The following is a 14,985-nucleotide window of genomic DNA, read 5'->3' on the forward strand; positions in this document are numbered from 1 at the left end:
TCCCGCCATCGCCTGAGATCCCGACTGTCGTCGGGATGACGGTGGTGGGGAGAACTGAGGGGTTCCCCGGCGAAAGCCGGGGCCCAGGGCCACAGGCAGTTCGGCAGAGAAACCCTGGGCCCCGGCTTTCGCCGGGGAACCACAGGTTATTGGCTGCCTGCCCGTTTTACGCCGCGCGTACCTCGAAGCCGCGGAGCCAGGCGCGGGCGGCCTTCTGCGCTTCGATGATCTCGCGGGCCGTCATGTCCTCGGCGATCTCGGCGCGGCATTCCTGCGCGCGGCTGTCACCGGTGACGGCTGCGATATTGAACCATTTATGGGCCTCGATCAGATCGACGCCGACGCCGTCCGCGCCGCTCGAATAGACCATACCCAGATCATAACACGCGTTGGCATCGCCGCGGGCCGCGTCGCGCAGCCGGCTCTCGATAAGGAAACGCGCACTTCTCAGGCTGCTGCCCATGTCGCTTACCCCTGTTAACCACACCCTTTCGTGGTGGCTTGGGGTTTGGCACTGGAATCCGAAACAAAAGGTTAACAGCGTTAACCGTAATTGTTCAGGTCCGTACTATTCGGGTAGCGCGATATTATCGATGAGCCGGGTGCTGCCGATCCGGGCCGCCGCGAGCAGGCGAAGCGGACGACCCGCCTCATAGGCACCGACCGCCTCCAGCGTTCCCGCATCGGCAAGCGCGACATAATCGACATCGAAGCCGGCGGCGGCGAGCGTGTCGCGTGCCTGGGCCAGCGCCCCCTCGACCTCGCCGCCATCGACGATCGCCTTGGCGGCGGCGCCGAGCGCGCGTGGCAGGGCAACCGCCTTGGCGCGATCCTCGGGCATCAGGAACGCGTTGCGCGACGACAGCGCCAGGCCATCGTCATCGCGCTGGGTGACGACCGACTGGATCTCGATCGGCAGATTGAGGTCGGCGGTCATGCGGCGGATCACCGCGAGCTGCTGCCAGTCCTTCTCGCCGAACAGCGCGACATCGGGCTGGACCTGGTTGAACAGCTTGGAGACCACCGTGGCGACGCCGTCGAAATGGCCGGGGCGATGCGCGCCCTCCAGCACTTCGCTGACGCCCGAGACCGAGACATTGGTGGCGAAGCCCTCGGGATAGACGACCTCGACCGGCGGCATCCACAGCACGTCGACGCCGGCATTGGTGAGCATGCGCGAGTCCGCGGCTTCCTTGCGCGGGTATTTCGCCAGGTCCTCGTTCGGCCCGAACTGCTTCGGATTGACGAAGATCGAGACGATCACGCGGTTCGCGGTGCGCTTGGCGGCCTCGACCAGCGCCATATGCCCGTCATGCAGCGCGCCCATGGTGGGCACGAGGGCGATGCGCTCGCCGGCCTGGCGATAGGCGGAGACCGCTTCGCGAAGGGCTTCGAGCTGACGGACTGTTTGCACGCGTTAACACTTTCGATAAGACGGAAGCGCGGCCTTCTATGGGGGGCAGGCCGATCGATCAATACAAGGATGTTGAGACGTTGAGCGAAGGGTCGAAGCGGCTGCACGTTCTGGTGTTCGCGAACGAGAAGGGCGGCACCGGAAAGTCCACCACGGCGGTGCACACCGCAATCGCGCTTGCGTCCAAGGGCGCGCGCGTCGCCTGTTTCGATCTGGACCATCGCCAGCGGACCATGGGCCGCTATCTCGACAATCGCGGGGCCACGGCCAAGCGGATGGGCAAGCCCCTGCCGATGCCGGTCTACGACACGCATGACGGCGAGAGCATGGCCTATTTCTCCGAGGCGCTCGACAAGCTCGGCGAGAATGCCGACTTCCTAGTGATCGACACGCCGGGCCGCGACGACAAGTTCGCGCGCATCGCCGTCACCAATGCCGATACGCTGGTCACGCCGATGAACGACAGCTTCGTCGATTTCGACCTGATCGGCCAGGTCGACCCCGACACGTTCAAGGTGGTGCGCCCGAGCTTCTATTCCGAGCTGATCTGGGAATCGCGCAAGCGCCGCGCCAAGGCCGATGGCGAGACGATCGACTGGGTCGTCCTGCGCAACCGCATGCAGCACATCGAGGCACGCAACATGAAGCGCGTGTCGGAGGCGATCGACCAGCTTTCCAAGCGCGTCGGCTTCCGGGTGATCTCGGGCCTGTCCGAGCGCGTGATCTACCGCGAGCTGTTCCCCCAGGGTCTGACCATGCTCGACAGCCGCGACTTCGGCGAGATGGGCCTGGCGCATGTCGCCGCGCGGCAGGAGCTGCGCGAGATGATGGCCGGCCTCGCGCTGCCCGAAGTCACCATGCCGCTGTTCGCCTGATGATCTTCAAGCTCCTTATCGCCGCGGCGATCCTCTACGCGCTCTACTCGCTCGTGCTGAAGCCGCGCTCGGCGCCGCGCATGCCCGAGGACGAGGCGCGGGCGATCCTGGGCGTGGGCGCGGATGCCGACGAGGACGCGATCCGCTCGGCGCACCGCCGGCTGGTCAGCGCCGTCCATCCCGACAAGGGCGGATCGGCCGAACTGACCCGGCGGATCAACTCGGCCCGCGATACCCTGTTGCGGCGGCAGGGCTGAGCACCGGCTTTCGCCGGGACGAAAGCTTTGGAAGTCCACTTGTTGCACCGCCGCATTGAACTTTCCCGCATCCTCGCGGATTAGGCGGGCAGCATTTCCCCGGGAGGCATCATGACGCACCGTTTCGACCCCACTTCGCTGCGCGAGTACGACATTCGCGGGATCGTGGGTGAGACCCTTGGCCCCGACGACGCGCGCGCGATCGGCCGCGGCTTCGCGACGCTGCTGCGCCGCGCCGGCGGCACCCGCGTCGCGGTGGGCCGCGACGGCCGGCTTTCCTCCCCTGCCCTGGAAGCGGCGCTGATCGAGGGCCTCACCGCATCGGGCTGCTCGGTGGTGCGCACCGGCATGGGGCCGACCCCGATGCTATATTATGCCGAAGCCACGCTGGAGGTGGATGGCGGTATCCAGATAACCGGCAGCCACAATCCCGGCCATTACAATGGCTTCAAGATGGTGTTTCAGCATTCGAGCTTCTTCGGCGAGAAGATCCAGCTGCTCGGCAAGATGGCGGCGGAAGGCGATTGGGACGAAGGCGACGGCACCGAGACGGTGACCGATGCCGATGTCGAGGACCTGTATGTCAGCCGGCTGATCGCGGGCTATGCCGGCGGCGCCTATCGCGTCGGATGGGATACGGGCAATGGCGCCGCCGGCCCGGTGATCGAGAAACTGGTGAAGCTGCTGCCCGGTGAGCACCACACGTTGTTCACCGATGTGGATGGTCACTTCCCCAATCATCATCCCGATCCCACCGAGGAGAAGAACCTCGCCGATCTGAAGAAGCTCGTCGCCGAGAAGCAGCTCGATTTCGGACTGGCTTTCGACGGCGATGGCGACCGGCTGGGCGCGATCGACGGGCAAGGCCGTGTGATCTGGGGCGATCAGCTTCTGTCCATTCTGGCTGAACCTGTGCTCCGCGTGGAGCCCGGCGCGACGATCATCGCCGATGTGAAGGCGTCGCAGATGCTGTTCGACCGAGTCGCGGAGCTCGGCGGCAAGCCGCTGATGTGGAAGACCGGGCACAGCCTGGTGAAGACCAAGATGAAGGAAACGCATGCGCCGCTCGCCGGCGAGATGAGCGGCCATATCTTCTTCGCCCAGGACTATTACGGCTTCGACGACGCCCAGTACGCCGCGATCCGGCTGATCCAGGCGGTGCATGTGATCGGCAAGTCGCTGACCGAGCTCAAGGACGCGATGCCCAAGCTGGTCAACACCCCCGAGATGCGCTTCCAGGTCGACGAGAGCCGCAAGTTCGCGGTGGTCGACGAAGTGCTCGACCGGCTCGAGGCCGAGGGTGCCGACGTCAACCGCACCGACGGCGCCCGGGTGAACACCGCAGACGGCTGGTGGCTGCTGCGCGCGTCGAACACGCAGGACGTGCTCGTCGCCCGCGCGGAGGCCAAGGACCAGGCCGGACTCGACCGGCTGCTCGCCCAGATCGACGACCAGCTCGGCAAGAGCGGCGTCGTGCGCGGGGAGAGCGTGGGGCACTGATCCCTCGAAAGCCCCTCCTCACCGGGAGGGGCTTATCGTTTTGACTCGCAATTCGGCGCGCCTGCCCCCACATGCGCCCTCATGGCGTCATCCTACCCGCCCATCATCCGCGTCATCGATCTCGAGACCACCGGCGACAAGCCGCCCGCGCATGCCGTGATCGAGATCGGCTGGCAGGACGTCGCGCTGGGCAAGGACGGCCGCTGGGAGCTGTATGGCGAGGGTGGCAACCGGATGGTCAATCCGGGCCGGCCGATCCCGCCGCTGACCATGGCGATCCACCATATCCGCGACGAGGACGTCGCCGACGCGCCCTGGTGGCACGACGTCGCCCGGCCGATCCTCGATCCCTGGCCGCGCCGCCTCGCCCTTGCGGCACATCGCGCGACCTTCGAGGAGCAGTTCTGCACGCCCGCGCTCACCCGCGGCGCCGACTGGATCTGCACCTGGAAGTGCGCGATGCGGCTCTGGCCGGACAGCGGCGGCTTCTCGAACCAGTTCCTGCGCTACTGGCGCAACCCGGAAGGACTGGTGCACGAGCGCGGCCTGCCCGCGCACCGCGCCTTTCCCGATGCCTATGTGACCGCGCACCACCTGCGCGACATGCTCAACCAGACGAGCGTCGAGCAGCTGATCGAATGGTCCAAGGCGCCGGGGCTGCTGCCGCGCGTGCGCTACGGCCCCGATCGCGGCAAGGAATGGAGTGAGATCGACGACGACTCGCTCGCCACCTTCCTGACCGACCGCGACGAGGACATTCGCTTCACCGCCCAGACCGAGCTGGCGCGACGCCATAGCGGCGGACAGATCCGCCAGTCGCTGCCGGCGCAGGATACGCTGTTCTAAAATCCTGGATACTTCCCCGGCGAAAGCCGGGGCCCAGGGTAACAAGCGAGACGGCGGAGAAACCCTGGGCCCCGGCTTTCGCCGGGGAGCAGGGTAGTTCGAACCAGCTTTACCGCTTCCCCGCGATCAGCCAGCGCACGCCTTCCAGCACGATGCCGTAGACCAGGTGCGAAGCCGCGCCATAGGCGTGCTGGACCAGCGGCGTATCGTCCGGACCCGGCGCCAGGCCAGCGGCCGGGACCACGCCTTCATCGAGCAGCGCGCTGGTCGCGATACCATAGGCGCCGCCAAAGCCCGCGCTCGCCTCGGGCTTGTATTCGGTGATCACGCCGTAGATGCCGCCGAGCACCGCGCCGGTGATGTAATGGACCGCGAGGCCCGCCTGCTCGCGATATTCCTCGGGCACCGGGGCATCGAGGATCGCCTCGCTCGCCTTGTCGGCGGCCTTCACCGTGGCGGGGTCCTCGTCCTTGCCATCCTCGGGCAGCAGCTTGCCGGCCTGATGCTGGAAAGCCGCCATCGCCGCGGAGGCGACGAGGCCGGCAGCGACGCCGGCGAGCAGGCCGAGGAAGGGACGGGGCTTTGCCATGACGAACTCCGGGCAGGGATGCGCTTCGCACTCCCCTGCCCGGCCCATGGCGTCACATCAATATAGGGGCAATCAATATTGGATGCGCTCGGCCTTGAGATTGTGCTTGGCGAGATAGGCCTGGACGCTGTCCGGCCCCGCGAGATGCCCCGCGCCGACCGCGACGAACACGGTGCCCGGCTTGGCCATGCGCGCGCTGATCCAGTCGGCCCAGCGGATGTTGCGTTCGGTGAGCAGGAGCTTGCCGATCTCCGGCGTCTTGCGCATTTCCTCGTTCATCGTGGCGCCGAGACCATCCGGATCACCGGCGCTCCACTTCGCCACCATCTTGTCGAGCAGCGGGCCGACATTCTTGTACTCGTTGACGGTGCTGACGAGATACTTGACCTGCAGGTCCGCCGGCATGGTGTCGAAATAGCCGAGCTGCTGCTCTGCGGTCTCGAGCCCGACCATCTCCTTGTTCCCGGCCTTGGCGGCATCGGTGATCGTGCGCTCGGCGCCGCTCTGCGGATCATAGCCGAGCTTCTGGAGCGGGGCGATGCTGAGCGTCATCGCGGCGAACCAGGGCTCGAAGCGATCGAGCGCAGCGGCCGGCATGCCGAGATCGGCGAGCGCGGCGGCGTAAGGCGCGCGGCTTGCCTCGGGCAGCTTGGCGGTGAGCGCGGGATCGGTCGCCGGCGCCAGCGCCGTCTTCATGATCAGGCCCTGCATCGTCGCCGCATCGGGCTCGAGCATTTCGAGCACCACGGTGTCGCTCTTGTCGAACGCGGTCTTCACCGCTTCGTCGAACCAGCTCAGGCCCGGCTTGAGCACATGGACGGTGCCGAACAGATAGATGGTGGTATCGGCATCCTTGACCACCCAGATCGCCGGATCGGCATCCTTGGTGGCGGCCGCGGCCGGGGCGGGCGCGGCCTGGGCATAGGCGGTCGCGGGAAGCGCGAGCAGCGCCATGGGAGCCGCAAAACCCTTGAGCAGCTTCTTCATCATCTCGAATACTCCAATTGTACGGCCCGTCAGGGCCGGAGCCTCTTCCAGAAATAGACGGCAGCCACGACGCCCATGGTGCCGATGAAAAGGAGCTGGTGATCGGGTTCGGGGACGAGCCCGCCCTTCCAGAGAAAATACCAGCCCGGATACAGCATTGTGTAGAAATAGATGCCGGCGGTGCAGCCGATCAGGTTGTCGCGGAGATCGACTTCATCGGTCTGGCGCAGGAACAGCCAGCTGCCGAGCGGCAGGCAGATCGCATAGAGCAGCGTGACACCCACCGCCCAGCTTGCCGACAGGCTGCGCGCGTCATTGTCGCCGAGATAGGCAAGCGTCGCGCCCACCCCGGCACCCATCAGCCCGAAGACAAGGCTGACGGCCCAGTAGCGGCGTGCGCGCAACCGCTCGGCGCGTTCCCCCGGACCTTCAGTCATCCCCCGACTCGTCATCGAAAAATATCTCCTCGATGGGCATGGCGAACAGGCGTGCGACCTTGAAGGCAAGCGGCAACGATGGATCGTGCTTGCCCGTCTCGATCGCGTTCACCGCCTGTCGCGACACGCCAAGCCGACCGCCAAGCTCAGCCTGGCTCCAGTCGCGTTCGGCGCGCAGCACTTTCAGGCGATTTCGCATCCTGTTGCTGTCCCCATGTCCTGACTTTCTGTCAGGCACACCTTACATAGCGAGTCGAATGACGTTGTCAACAAGACCTGACATTTTGTCAGGATATGCTGGCGGCGAGTTCCTTGAGCGGCACGCTGGTGTCGGCAAGCGCGGCGGAATCGAGGGCAAGCCCCTCCGCCACCAGCTTGCGGCCCTGGACATAGTCCTTGACCGCATTGACGCAGTCGAGCGCGATCACCCGGCCGGCGCGGAGATAGATCAGCGAGAAGCTGCGGGTGGCGGGATCGCCGCGCACCACGATCGAATCATGCCCGGCCGAGATACCGACGGTCTGGAGCTTGAGGTCGTACTGGTTAGACCAGAACCAGGGGACGGCGTCATAGCCCGCCTCGACCCCGCAGATCGTCTTGGCGGCAACAGTCGCCTGGTCATTGGCGTTCTGCACCGACTCGAGCCGGATCGCGCTGTCCGCCGCATAGCGGTTCACATGGAGCGCGCAGTCTCCGATCGCGAAGATGTCGGCCAGGCTGGTGCGCGACTGGTCATCGACCAGCACGCCATTGCCGCCCGCGGCACCGGCGGCAAGCAAGGGCTCGACCGCTGGGACGATGCCGATGCCGATGATCGCCATGTCGGCCGGGATGACCTCGCCGCCCGCCAGGCGGACGCCGCTGACCTTGGTGTCACCCTCGATCGCGTCGACCTGGACGCCGAGGCGGATATCGACGCCGTGCGCACGATGCTCGGCCTCGAAGAAGCGCGACAGCGGTTCGCCGGCAACGCGGGCGAGGACACGGTCCTGCGCTTCGAGCACGGTCACCTGCTTGCCGAGCTTGGCGAGCACGGCCGCCGCCTCCAGCCCGATATAGCCACCACCAACCACGGCGACGCGGGTGACGCCGTCCAGCTCGGCCATCATCTGGTCGACATCGGCGCGGGTGCGGACGGTGTGGATGCCCGCCAGGTCATGGCCATCGCAGAACAGGCGACGCGGCTTGCCGCCGGTCGCCCAGACCAGCTGGCCATATTCGATCGTCTCGCCATTGGCGGTAACATTGTGCGCGACGGGATCGACCGCGGTGACGGTGCGGTTCGGCAGCATCGCTACCTGGCGCTCTTCCCAGAAGGCGGCGTTGCGGATCAGCAGCCGCTCGAACGCCTTCTCGCCCGACAGATATTCCTTGGAGAGCGGCGGGCGCTCGTACGGCAGCTCGGGCTCGTCGCCGAGCAGCGCGATGCTGCCCTCGAACTTGTTCTGGCGCAGCGCGATCGCCGCCTGGGCGCCGCCATGGCCGGCACCGACGATCAGGAGGTCGAACTTCATGCCTTCAGCCTCTCGGCGTGCCAGGCGACATGATCACCGAGGAAGGTGGAGACGAAATAATAGCTATGGTCATAGCCCGGCTGGAGCCGCTGGGTGAGCGCGATGCCGGCGGTGCGGCAGGCTGCTTCCAGCAGCTCGGGCTTGAGCTGGACCTCGAGGAACTGGTCGGCGGTGCCGGTATCGACCAACAGCTCGGGGACGCGAGCGCCATCCTCGATCAGCGCGACGGCGTCATACTGCCGCCATGCCGCACGGTCGGCACCGAGATAGCCGGCCAGTGCCTTCTCGCCCCAGGGCACCCGGCTCGGCGCCACGATCGGCGAGAAGGCCGAGACCGAGCGGAAGCGCGCCGGATTGCGCAGCGCGATCGTCAGCGCGCCATGGCCGCCCATCGAATGGCCGGTGATGCCCTGGCGCGCCATGTCCGCCGGGAACTCGGCTTCGATGAGCGCGGGCAGTTCCTGTTCGATATACGAGCGCATCTTGAAGTGCGTCGCCCAGGGCGCTTCGGTCGCATCGACATAGAAGCCCGCGCCCTGGCCGAAATCATAGGCTTCGTCATTGGGCACGCCCTCGCCGCGCGGGCTGGTGTCCGGCGCGACCAGGATCACGCCCTGCTCGGCACAGGCCGCGCGATACTCGCCCTTCTCGGTGACATTGGCGTGGGTGCAGGTGAGGCCCGAGAGGAACCACAGCACCGGCAGCTTCGCGCCAGGCGCATGATCGGGGACGAAGACGGAGAAGGTCATGTCGGTGCCGGTGACGGCGGAGGCATGGCGGTACACGCCCTGAGTGCCGCCATGCGACCGGTTGGCGGAAAGCTGTTCCATCAAAGCGCCTCGACCTGGGTAGCGGTGGCGGTGTCGCCGGTATTGGGGGTGCCCGCCGGCTCGATCACGATCATCTTCACTTCGCCGTGACGCGCGACCGGGCGATGCTCGACCCCGCGCGGCACGACGAAGAGCTCGCCGGGATTGAGCGTGACGGTGCGGTCACGCAGCTCGATGTCGAGCACGCCTTCGAGCACCAGGAAGAAATCATCGGTCTCGGGATGGCTGTGCCACACGAATTCGCCGTCCACCTTCACGATGCGCACGTCATTGTCGTTGTAGCGCGCGACGATGCGCGGCGCCCAATGCTCGGTGAAGGTGGCGAACTTCGCCTCGAGATTGACGACGTCGCTCACGCCGGAACGCGCCACATGGCGCAGAGCTTGTTGCCGTCGGGATCGCGCAGATAGGCGAGGTACATCGCGCCGAGCGAGCCGGCCTCGCGCACGCCGGGCGGATCCTCGATCGCCGTGCCGCCATGCGCGAGGCCGGCGGCATGGAACGCCGCAGCCTGCTCGGCCGAGTTGCATTTGAAGCCGATCGTGGCGCCATTGGCGCAGGTCGCCGGCTCGCCGTCGATCGGCTCGCTGATGCAGAAGCTGCCGCCGTCATGCCGGTAGAACAGCCGGGTCTGGCCGGTGGCGTTGACGTGGCGGAACGGCTCGCCCGCGCCGAGCGTGCCCAGCACCGCGTCATAGAATGCCTTAGACCGCTCGATATCGTTGCTGCCGACCATCACATGACTGAACATTTGCGCTCTCCTCAGTAGACGACGACGCTGCGGATGCTCTCGCCCGCATGCATCAGGTCGAAGCCCTTGTTGATGTCCTCCAGGCCCATGACATGGGTGATCATCGGATCGATCTCGATCTTGCCGGTCATGTACATGTCGACGATCTTCGGCACGTCGGTGCGGCCCTTGGCACCGCCGAACGCGGTGCCGCGCCAGTTGCGGCCCGTCACCAGCTGGAACGGGCGGGTGCTGATTTCCTTGCCCGCCTCGGCCACGCCGATGATGATGCTGGTGCCCCAGCCGCGATGGCAGGCCTCGAGCGCGATGCGCATCACTTCGGTGTTGCCGGTCGCATCGAAGGTATAGTCGGCGCCGCCATCGGTCATCGCGACGATCATCGCGACCACATCCTCGCGGCTCATACCCTTGGAATTGAGGAAGTCGGTCATGCCGAAGCGGCGGCCCCATTCCTCGCGATCCGGGTTGATGTCGACGCCGATGATCTTGTTCGCGCCGGCGAGCCGCGCGCCCTGGATCACGTTCAGGCCGATCCCGCCCAAGCCGAAGACCACGACATTGTCGCCGACCTGGACCTTGGCGGTGTTGATCACCGCGCCGACGCCGGTGGTGACGCCGCAGCCGATATAGCAGCTGCTCTGGAAGGGCGCGTCCTCGCGGATCTTCGCTACGGCGATCTCGGGCAGCACGGTGAAGTTCGAGAAGGTCGAGCAGCCCATATAGTGGTAGATCGGCTGGCCCTTGTAGCTGAACCGGGTGGTGCCGTCGGGCATCAGCCCCTTGCCCTGCGTGGCGCGGATCGCGGTGCACAGGTTGGTCTTGCCCGAGAGGCACGACTTACACTGGCGGCATTCCGGCGTGTAGAGCGGGATCACATGGTCGCCGGGCTTCACGCTGGTGACGCCGGCACCGACTTCACGGACCACACCGGCGCCCTCATGGCCGAGTACCGAGGGGAAGATGCCTTCCGAATCGAAGCCGTCCAGCGTGTAGGCATCGGTATGGCAGATGCCGGTCGCCATGATCTCGACCAGCACTTCGCCGGCCTTGGGGCCTTCGAGGTCGAGCTCGACGATTTCGAGGGGCTTCTTCGCTTCGAAAGCGACGGCGGCGCGGGTCTTCATGGGGGCTTACTCCTTGCTTGGCGGCGTGATCGGGGAAACGCCGCGCGGTTGCAAGGCGTCAGCGCAGGGTTCTGTCCTCGGGCCGATAGAGCGTGAGGAAGACTCCGGCCCACCAGAGAATGCCGGCGAACGCCGCGAATTCGAGGAAGGGGCGCGAAAAGCCGGAGATCAAGGCAAGGCCCGCGAAGAGCAGCCCGGCAAGCTGCACCCAGGCGGGCAGACTGCGGGCGGCCCGCGCCTCGCGCACGGTGAGCGTCGCCCAGAGCGCGACACCGGCATGGCCGAGCAGGGTGAGCGCGGCGACCAGATCGCCGCGAGGCGAGACACGACCCTGGCCGAGCAGGGCGGCCGCCTCGATCGAGAAATGCGCGGTTACGGCGAGGCAGAACACGCCAGCGATCCCGGCGAGCAGCGCCGCATCGCGCCCGATCGTGCGCGGGCCGATCGGCCCCGCCAGGGTGAGCATCGCCAGCAGCAGCGCACCGGCCAGCACGCAGCGCACGATCTCGACAGCGAGGAGCAATCCCCAATAGTCCCGGGCAGGCTCGAGATTGCCGCGCGCGATCGCCGAGAAGGGCTGCGCCCCGCCCGCGAGATCGTGCGCGACATCGCCGAGGACGATCAGCGCGACCGTCAGCAACAGGCAGAACAGTGCGGCGACCGTGCCGAAGGGCCGACCACTCGCGCCGATGAAGGAGTGCTGCATCCCGTCCCTCCGCTTGTGTATTAAGTGAATAATACACCAATATCCTGCAGGGACAAGCCGGACATTGGCCGATCGCCCCGGTTGCGCCTATGGGGCCCGGGATGGCGTTCTTCGAAGACCAGCGACGCGACCTTTCCGAACTGGCGGCGCGCAGCCGCTCGCGGCGGCTCGCCGCACGAGCCGGGCGGGATTTCTCCTCCAACGACTATCTTGGGCTGGCCGGCGATGCTGCGCTGGCGGATGCGGTGCGCGCGGCGATGGACGCAGACGTGCCGATCGGGTCGGGCGGATCGCGGCTGCTGCGCGGCAATCACGAGGCGCACGAGCAGCTTGAAGCAGACGCCGCCACCTTATTCGGGGCGGAGAGCGCGCTCTATTTCTCGACCGGCTATGCAGCCAATGCGGCTTTGCTTTCCACCCTGCCCCAGCGCGGCGACCTGATCCTGCACGACGCGCTGATCCATGCCAGCGCGCATGAAGGCATGCGGCTTAGCCGGGCCGAGGCACGCAGCGCGGCGCACAACGACGTCGGCGACTTCGAAGACGCGATCCTGGACTGGCGGCACGAAGGCGGCACCGGTCGCGTATGGATAGTCGTCGAGAGCCTCTATTCGATGGACGGCGACCAGGCACCGCTCGCCGATCTCGCCGCGCTGGCCGACCGGCATGACGCGATCCTGATCGTCGACGAAGCGCATGCCACAGGCGTGTTCGGGGACAAGGGCCGCGGATTGGCCGCGGGGCTGGCCGGACGCGAAAACCTGATCACGCTGCACACCTGCGGCAAGGCACTGGGCTGCGAAGGGGCGCTGCTCTGCGGCCCCCAGGTGGTGCGCGACTTCCTGGTCAATCGCGGGCGCGCCTTCATCTTCTCGACCGCCCCCTCGCCGCTGATGGCAGCGGCGGTGAGCGCGTCGCTCAGACTGATCGCCGAGCCGGAGCGCCGGGAACGGCTGCATGCGCTGGTCGCACACGCCGAAGCACTACTTGCGCCAGCGGGCGTGCGGGCAACGGGATCGCAGATCCTGCCACTGGTGATCGGCGAGGATGCACGGACCATGGCGATGGCGGCGGAGCTGCAGCGCCTCGGCTTCGACGTACGCGGTATCCGGCCGCCAACCGTGCCGGCAGGGACCTCGCGGCTGCGCATTTCCTTGACGCTCAATGTCGACGAGGACGATATCGCCGCGCTCGCCCGGGCACTTGGAGGGCTCACATGCGCATAGTCGTCACCGGTACCGATACCGATATCGGCAAGACCATCTTCGCCGCCGGCCTGGCCGGAGCGCTGGGCGCCAGCTATTGGAAGCCGATCCAGAGCGGGCTCGACGGCGGCAGCGACGGCGAGCGGATCGCGGCATTGACCGCCGCGGTGGTGCTGCCCGAAGCCTATCGCCTGACCACGCCCTGCTCGCCGCATCTCGCCGCCGAGATCGACGGCATAGTGATCGACCCTGACAAGCTGACCCCGCCACCACGCGATCCCCTGGTGGTCGATCCGCTGGTGATCGAGGGCGCGGGCGGCGTGCTGGTGCCGGTGACGCGCGAACTGCTCTATGCGGACCTGTTCGCGCGCTGGGGGCTGCCGACCGTGCTGGTCGCACGGACCAGCCTTGGGACGATCAACCACAGCCTGCTCTCGATCGAGGCGCTGCGGTCGCGCGGCGTGCCGATCCTGGGCGTCGCCTTTGTCGGCGAGGCGAACGAAGACAGCGAGGCGACGATCGCCGCGATCGGCAAGGTTCGCCGGCTCGGCCGCCTGCCGACCCTCGATCCGCTCGACACAGCCACCCTCAAGGCCGCCTTTGCCGAGGCGTTCGACCTCTCGGACTTCCAGCCATGACCTCGCCCGTGTGGCACCCCTTTACCCAGCACGGGCTGGGCGAGCCGATCCCGCAGGTGGCACGCACCGAAGGCGCGGCACTGCACACGGCAGACGGCAGCCGCTACGTCGATGCGATCTCGTCCTGGTGGGTGACGACGCATGGGCATTGCCATCCACGCATCATGGCGGCGATCGCCGAAGAGGCGGGGCGGATGGACCAGATCATCTTCGCCGGCTGGACCCACGAACCGGCCGAGACGCTGGCTGCCGAGCTGGTGCGGATCACGCCGGAGCCGCTGCGGCATGTGTTCTATTCGGACAGCGGCTCGACCAGCGTCGAAGTGGCGTTGAAGATGGCGCTCGGCTTCTGGGACAATCGCGGCGAGCCTCGCCACCGCATCGTCGTGATGGAGCATGGCTATCATGGCGACACGATCGGCGGCATGTCGGTCGGTGCGCGCGGCGTGTTCAACCGACCCTATCAGCCACTGCTGTTCGACGTGGCGACCATCCCCTTCCCAGAGCCCGGCCAAAGCCAGGCCGTGCTCGACGCGCTCGAGGCGCAGTGCCGCGAGAAGCCGGCCGCGCTGCTGGTCGAGCCGCTGGTGCTGGGCGCCGGCGGCATGAAATTCTATTCGGCCAGCCTGCTCGCCGAGATGCGCAAGATCTGCGCGGCGCATGATGTCCTGTTCATTGCCGACGAAGTGATGACCGGCTGGGGACGCACCGGCACGCTGCTCGCCTGCGAGCGGGCGGGCGTGGTGCCCGACATACTCTGCCTGTCCAAGGGGCTGACGGGCGGCGCGATCCCGCTGGCGGTGACGATGGCGACGGCACCGATCTTCGAAGCGCATTTGTCCGATGATCGCGCGCGGATGTTCTTCCACTCCTCGAGCTACACCGCCAATCCGATCGCCTGCGCCGCCGCCAACGCCAATCTGGCGATCTGGCGCGAGGAGCCGGTGCTCGCGCGCATCGCCGATCTGGGCGACCGCCAGCAGGACCGACTCGACCGGCTAGCCACCCACGCGTTGATCCGCAATCCGCGCCGATTGGGGACGATCGTCGCAGCCGAGATCGGCGGCGGCACATCGACCTATCTCAATTCGGTCGGCACCCGGCTCAAGGCGTTCGCGATGGAGCGCGGCGTGCTGCTGCGGCCGCTGGGCAACACTATCTATGTGATGCCGCCCTATTGCATCGAGGATGCCGATCTCGACGCGATCTATGGCACGATCGCCGAGTTCCTGGAGCGGGAACCCCGGATGGGAGACTTGTTCGCGTTCTGATGCGGCCCTTGTCGAATCGATATTTCTGGAATAATCGAAAT

General features: G+C 66.8%; 19 protein-coding genes. 7 read left to right on the top strand and 12 right to left on the bottom strand.

Features of this window, described 5'->3' with window-relative positions; genetic code table 11:
- Nucleotides 1–166 precede the first annotated feature (166 nt).
- Complete coding sequence (locus HNP52_RS01210; RefSeq protein WP_184161333.1) at nucleotides 167–463, bottom strand: sel1 repeat family protein; 297 nt, start codon at nucleotides 461–463, stop codon at nucleotides 167–169.
- A 105-nt stretch (nucleotides 464–568) separates the two neighbouring features.
- The gene (panC, locus tag HNP52_RS01215; RefSeq protein WP_184161336.1) at nucleotides 569–1,414 is read right to left on the bottom strand and encodes a pantoate--beta-alanine ligase; all 846 of its coding nucleotides are present in this window, start codon (nucleotides 1,412–1,414) and stop codon (nucleotides 569–571) included.
- 38 nt (nucleotides 1,415–1,452) lie between these two features.
- Here panC and HNP52_RS01220 point away from each other — a divergent pair, with 38 nt between their 5' ends.
- From HNP52_RS01220 to HNP52_RS01235, 4 genes are all read left to right on the top strand, one after another.
- Nucleotides 1,453–2,289, top strand: coding sequence for a division plane positioning ATPase MipZ (locus HNP52_RS01220; protein WP_184161338.1), 837 nt, complete (start codon nucleotides 1,453–1,455; stop codon nucleotides 2,287–2,289).
- Entirely contained in the window at nucleotides 2,289–2,546 is a 258-nt protein-coding gene (locus tag HNP52_RS01225; protein ID WP_221416070.1) for a J domain-containing protein, read from the top strand. The genes HNP52_RS01220 and HNP52_RS01225 overlap by 1 nt, the downstream gene beginning before the upstream one ends.
- A gap of 111 nt (nucleotides 2,547–2,657) precedes the next feature.
- Nucleotides 2,658–4,046: a phosphoglucomutase/phosphomannomutase PgmG gene (gene pgmG, locus HNP52_RS01230; protein ID WP_184161341.1), complete on the top strand. Its 1,389-nt coding sequence runs from the start codon at nucleotides 2,658–2,660 to the stop codon at nucleotides 4,044–4,046.
- A gap of 81 nt (nucleotides 4,047–4,127) precedes the next feature.
- Nucleotides 4,128–4,892, top strand: a complete 765-nt coding sequence (locus HNP52_RS01235) for an exonuclease domain-containing protein (protein WP_184161344.1) — start codon at nucleotides 4,128–4,130, stop codon at nucleotides 4,890–4,892.
- A 109-nt stretch (nucleotides 4,893–5,001) separates the two neighbouring features.
- Here HNP52_RS01235 and HNP52_RS01240 read toward each other — a convergent pair whose 3' ends face one another.
- From HNP52_RS01240 to HNP52_RS01285, 10 genes are all read right to left on the bottom strand, one after another.
- Nucleotides 5,002–5,481, bottom strand: coding sequence for a DUF1440 domain-containing protein (locus HNP52_RS01240; RefSeq protein WP_184161347.1), 480 nt, complete (start codon nucleotides 5,479–5,481; stop codon nucleotides 5,002–5,004).
- A 72-nt stretch (nucleotides 5,482–5,553) separates the two neighbouring features.
- On the bottom strand, nucleotides 5,554–6,471 hold the full coding sequence (locus HNP52_RS01245; RefSeq protein WP_311768378.1) for a TraB/GumN family protein: 918 nt from the start codon (nucleotides 6,469–6,471) through the stop codon (nucleotides 5,554–5,556).
- 26 nt (nucleotides 6,472–6,497) lie between these two features.
- Entirely contained in the window at nucleotides 6,498–6,905 is a 408-nt protein-coding gene (locus HNP52_RS01250) for a hypothetical protein (RefSeq protein WP_184161349.1), read from the bottom strand.
- Nucleotides 6,898–7,104 (bottom strand): helix-turn-helix transcriptional regulator, encoded by a 207-nt coding sequence (locus HNP52_RS01255; RefSeq protein ID WP_184161352.1) that lies wholly within the window; start codon nucleotides 7,102–7,104, stop codon nucleotides 6,898–6,900. The genes HNP52_RS01250 and HNP52_RS01255 overlap by 8 nt, the downstream gene beginning before the upstream one ends.
- A gap of 88 nt (nucleotides 7,105–7,192) precedes the next feature.
- Nucleotides 7,193–8,419, bottom strand: a complete 1,227-nt coding sequence (locus HNP52_RS01260) for an NAD(P)/FAD-dependent oxidoreductase (protein WP_184161355.1) — start codon at nucleotides 8,417–8,419, stop codon at nucleotides 7,193–7,195.
- Nucleotides 8,416–9,249: an S-formylglutathione hydrolase gene (fghA, locus tag HNP52_RS01265; protein ID WP_184161358.1), complete on the bottom strand. Its 834-nt coding sequence runs from the start codon at nucleotides 9,247–9,249 to the stop codon at nucleotides 8,416–8,418. Before fghA ends, HNP52_RS01260 begins: the two co-directional genes overlap by 4 nt.
- Nucleotides 9,249–9,605 carry a cupin domain-containing protein gene (locus HNP52_RS01270; RefSeq protein ID WP_184161361.1) on the bottom strand — a complete coding sequence of 119 codons (357 nt, stop codon included), beginning with the start codon at nucleotides 9,603–9,605 and terminating at the stop codon, nucleotides 9,249–9,251. The genes fghA and HNP52_RS01270 overlap by 1 nt, the downstream gene beginning before the upstream one ends.
- Nucleotides 9,602–10,000: a VOC family protein gene (locus HNP52_RS23025; protein ID WP_184161364.1), complete on the bottom strand. Its 399-nt coding sequence runs from the start codon at nucleotides 9,998–10,000 to the stop codon at nucleotides 9,602–9,604. The genes HNP52_RS01270 and HNP52_RS23025 overlap by 4 nt, the downstream gene beginning before the upstream one ends.
- Before the next feature lie 11 nt (nucleotides 10,001–10,011).
- Nucleotides 10,012–11,124: an S-(hydroxymethyl)glutathione dehydrogenase/class III alcohol dehydrogenase gene (locus tag HNP52_RS01280; protein ID WP_184161367.1), complete on the bottom strand. Its 1,113-nt coding sequence runs from the start codon at nucleotides 11,122–11,124 to the stop codon at nucleotides 10,012–10,014.
- A gap of 58 nt (nucleotides 11,125–11,182) precedes the next feature.
- Nucleotides 11,183–11,830 (bottom strand): hypothetical protein, encoded by a 648-nt coding sequence (locus tag HNP52_RS01285; protein WP_184161370.1) that lies wholly within the window; start codon nucleotides 11,828–11,830, stop codon nucleotides 11,183–11,185.
- 101 nt (nucleotides 11,831–11,931) lie between these two features.
- On the opposite strand from HNP52_RS01285, the gene HNP52_RS01290 reads away from it, so the two are divergent.
- From HNP52_RS01290 to HNP52_RS01300, 3 genes are read left to right on the top strand one after another with little or no spacing between them, the layout of a single operon-like run.
- The gene (locus HNP52_RS01290) at nucleotides 11,932–13,056 is read left to right on the top strand and encodes an 8-amino-7-oxononanoate synthase (RefSeq protein ID WP_184161372.1); all 1,125 of its coding nucleotides are present in this window, start codon (nucleotides 11,932–11,934) and stop codon (nucleotides 13,054–13,056) included.
- On the top strand, nucleotides 13,047–13,673 hold the full coding sequence (gene bioD, locus HNP52_RS01295; RefSeq protein ID WP_184161376.1) for a dethiobiotin synthase: 627 nt from the start codon (nucleotides 13,047–13,049) through the stop codon (nucleotides 13,671–13,673). Before HNP52_RS01290 ends, bioD begins: the two co-directional genes overlap by 10 nt.
- Complete coding sequence (locus tag HNP52_RS01300; protein WP_184161379.1) at nucleotides 13,670–14,944, top strand: adenosylmethionine--8-amino-7-oxononanoate transaminase; 1,275 nt, start codon at nucleotides 13,670–13,672, stop codon at nucleotides 14,942–14,944. The genes bioD and HNP52_RS01300 overlap by 4 nt, the downstream gene beginning before the upstream one ends.
- The last annotated feature ends 41 nt before the right edge of the window (nucleotides 14,945–14,985 follow it).

Origin of the sequence: Sphingomonas kyeonggiensis (genome assembly GCF_014204495.1) — a bacterium.
Taxonomy (GTDB): Bacteria; Pseudomonadota; Alphaproteobacteria; order Sphingomonadales; family Sphingomonadaceae; genus Sphingomonas; species Sphingomonas kyeonggiensis_A.

Excerpts from the sequence above, each read along its gene's own strand:
- HNP52_RS01210 (WP_184161333.1), bottom strand. The coding sequence starts at position 463 with ATGGGCAGCAGCCTGAGAAGTGCGCGTTTCCTTATCGAGAGCCGGCTG.
- HNP52_RS01220 (WP_184161338.1), top strand. The coding sequence starts at position 1,453 with ATGGGGGGCAGGCCGATCGATCAATACAAGGATGTTGAGACGTTGAGC.
- HNP52_RS01225 (WP_221416070.1), top strand. The coding sequence starts at position 2,289 with ATGATCTTCAAGCTCCTTATCGCCGCGGCGATCCTCTACGCGCTCTAC.
- pgmG (WP_184161341.1), top strand. The coding sequence starts at position 2,658 with ATGACGCACCGTTTCGACCCCACTTCGCTGCGCGAGTACGACATTCGC.
- HNP52_RS01235 (WP_184161344.1), top strand. The coding sequence starts at position 4,128 with ATGGCGTCATCCTACCCGCCCATCATCCGCGTCATCGATCTCGAGACC.
- HNP52_RS01240 (WP_184161347.1), bottom strand. The coding sequence starts at position 5,481 with ATGGCAAAGCCCCGTCCCTTCCTCGGCCTGCTCGCCGGCGTCGCTGCC.
- HNP52_RS01245 (WP_311768378.1), bottom strand. The coding sequence starts at position 6,471 with ATGATGAAGAAGCTGCTCAAGGGTTTTGCGGCTCCCATGGCGCTGCTC.
- HNP52_RS01250 (WP_184161349.1), bottom strand. The coding sequence starts at position 6,905 with ATGACTGAAGGTCCGGGGGAACGCGCCGAGCGGTTGCGCGCACGCCGC.
- HNP52_RS01255 (WP_184161352.1), bottom strand. The coding sequence starts at position 7,104 with ATGCGAAATCGCCTGAAAGTGCTGCGCGCCGAACGCGACTGGAGCCAG.
- HNP52_RS01260 (WP_184161355.1), bottom strand. The coding sequence starts at position 8,419 with ATGAAGTTCGACCTCCTGATCGTCGGTGCCGGCCATGGCGGCGCCCAG.
- fghA (WP_184161358.1), bottom strand. The coding sequence starts at position 9,249 with ATGGAACAGCTTTCCGCCAACCGGTCGCATGGCGGCACTCAGGGCGTG.
- HNP52_RS23025 (WP_184161364.1), bottom strand. The coding sequence starts at position 10,000 with ATGTTCAGTCATGTGATGGTCGGCAGCAACGATATCGAGCGGTCTAAG.
- HNP52_RS01280 (WP_184161367.1), bottom strand. The coding sequence starts at position 11,124 with ATGAAGACCCGCGCCGCCGTCGCTTTCGAAGCGAAGAAGCCCCTCGAA.
- HNP52_RS01285 (WP_184161370.1), bottom strand. The coding sequence starts at position 11,830 with ATGCAGCACTCCTTCATCGGCGCGAGTGGTCGGCCCTTCGGCACGGTC.
- HNP52_RS01290 (WP_184161372.1), top strand. The coding sequence starts at position 11,932 with ATGGCGTTCTTCGAAGACCAGCGACGCGACCTTTCCGAACTGGCGGCG.
- bioD (WP_184161376.1), top strand. The coding sequence starts at position 13,047 with ATGCGCATAGTCGTCACCGGTACCGATACCGATATCGGCAAGACCATC.
- HNP52_RS01300 (WP_184161379.1), top strand. The coding sequence starts at position 13,670 with ATGACCTCGCCCGTGTGGCACCCCTTTACCCAGCACGGGCTGGGCGAG.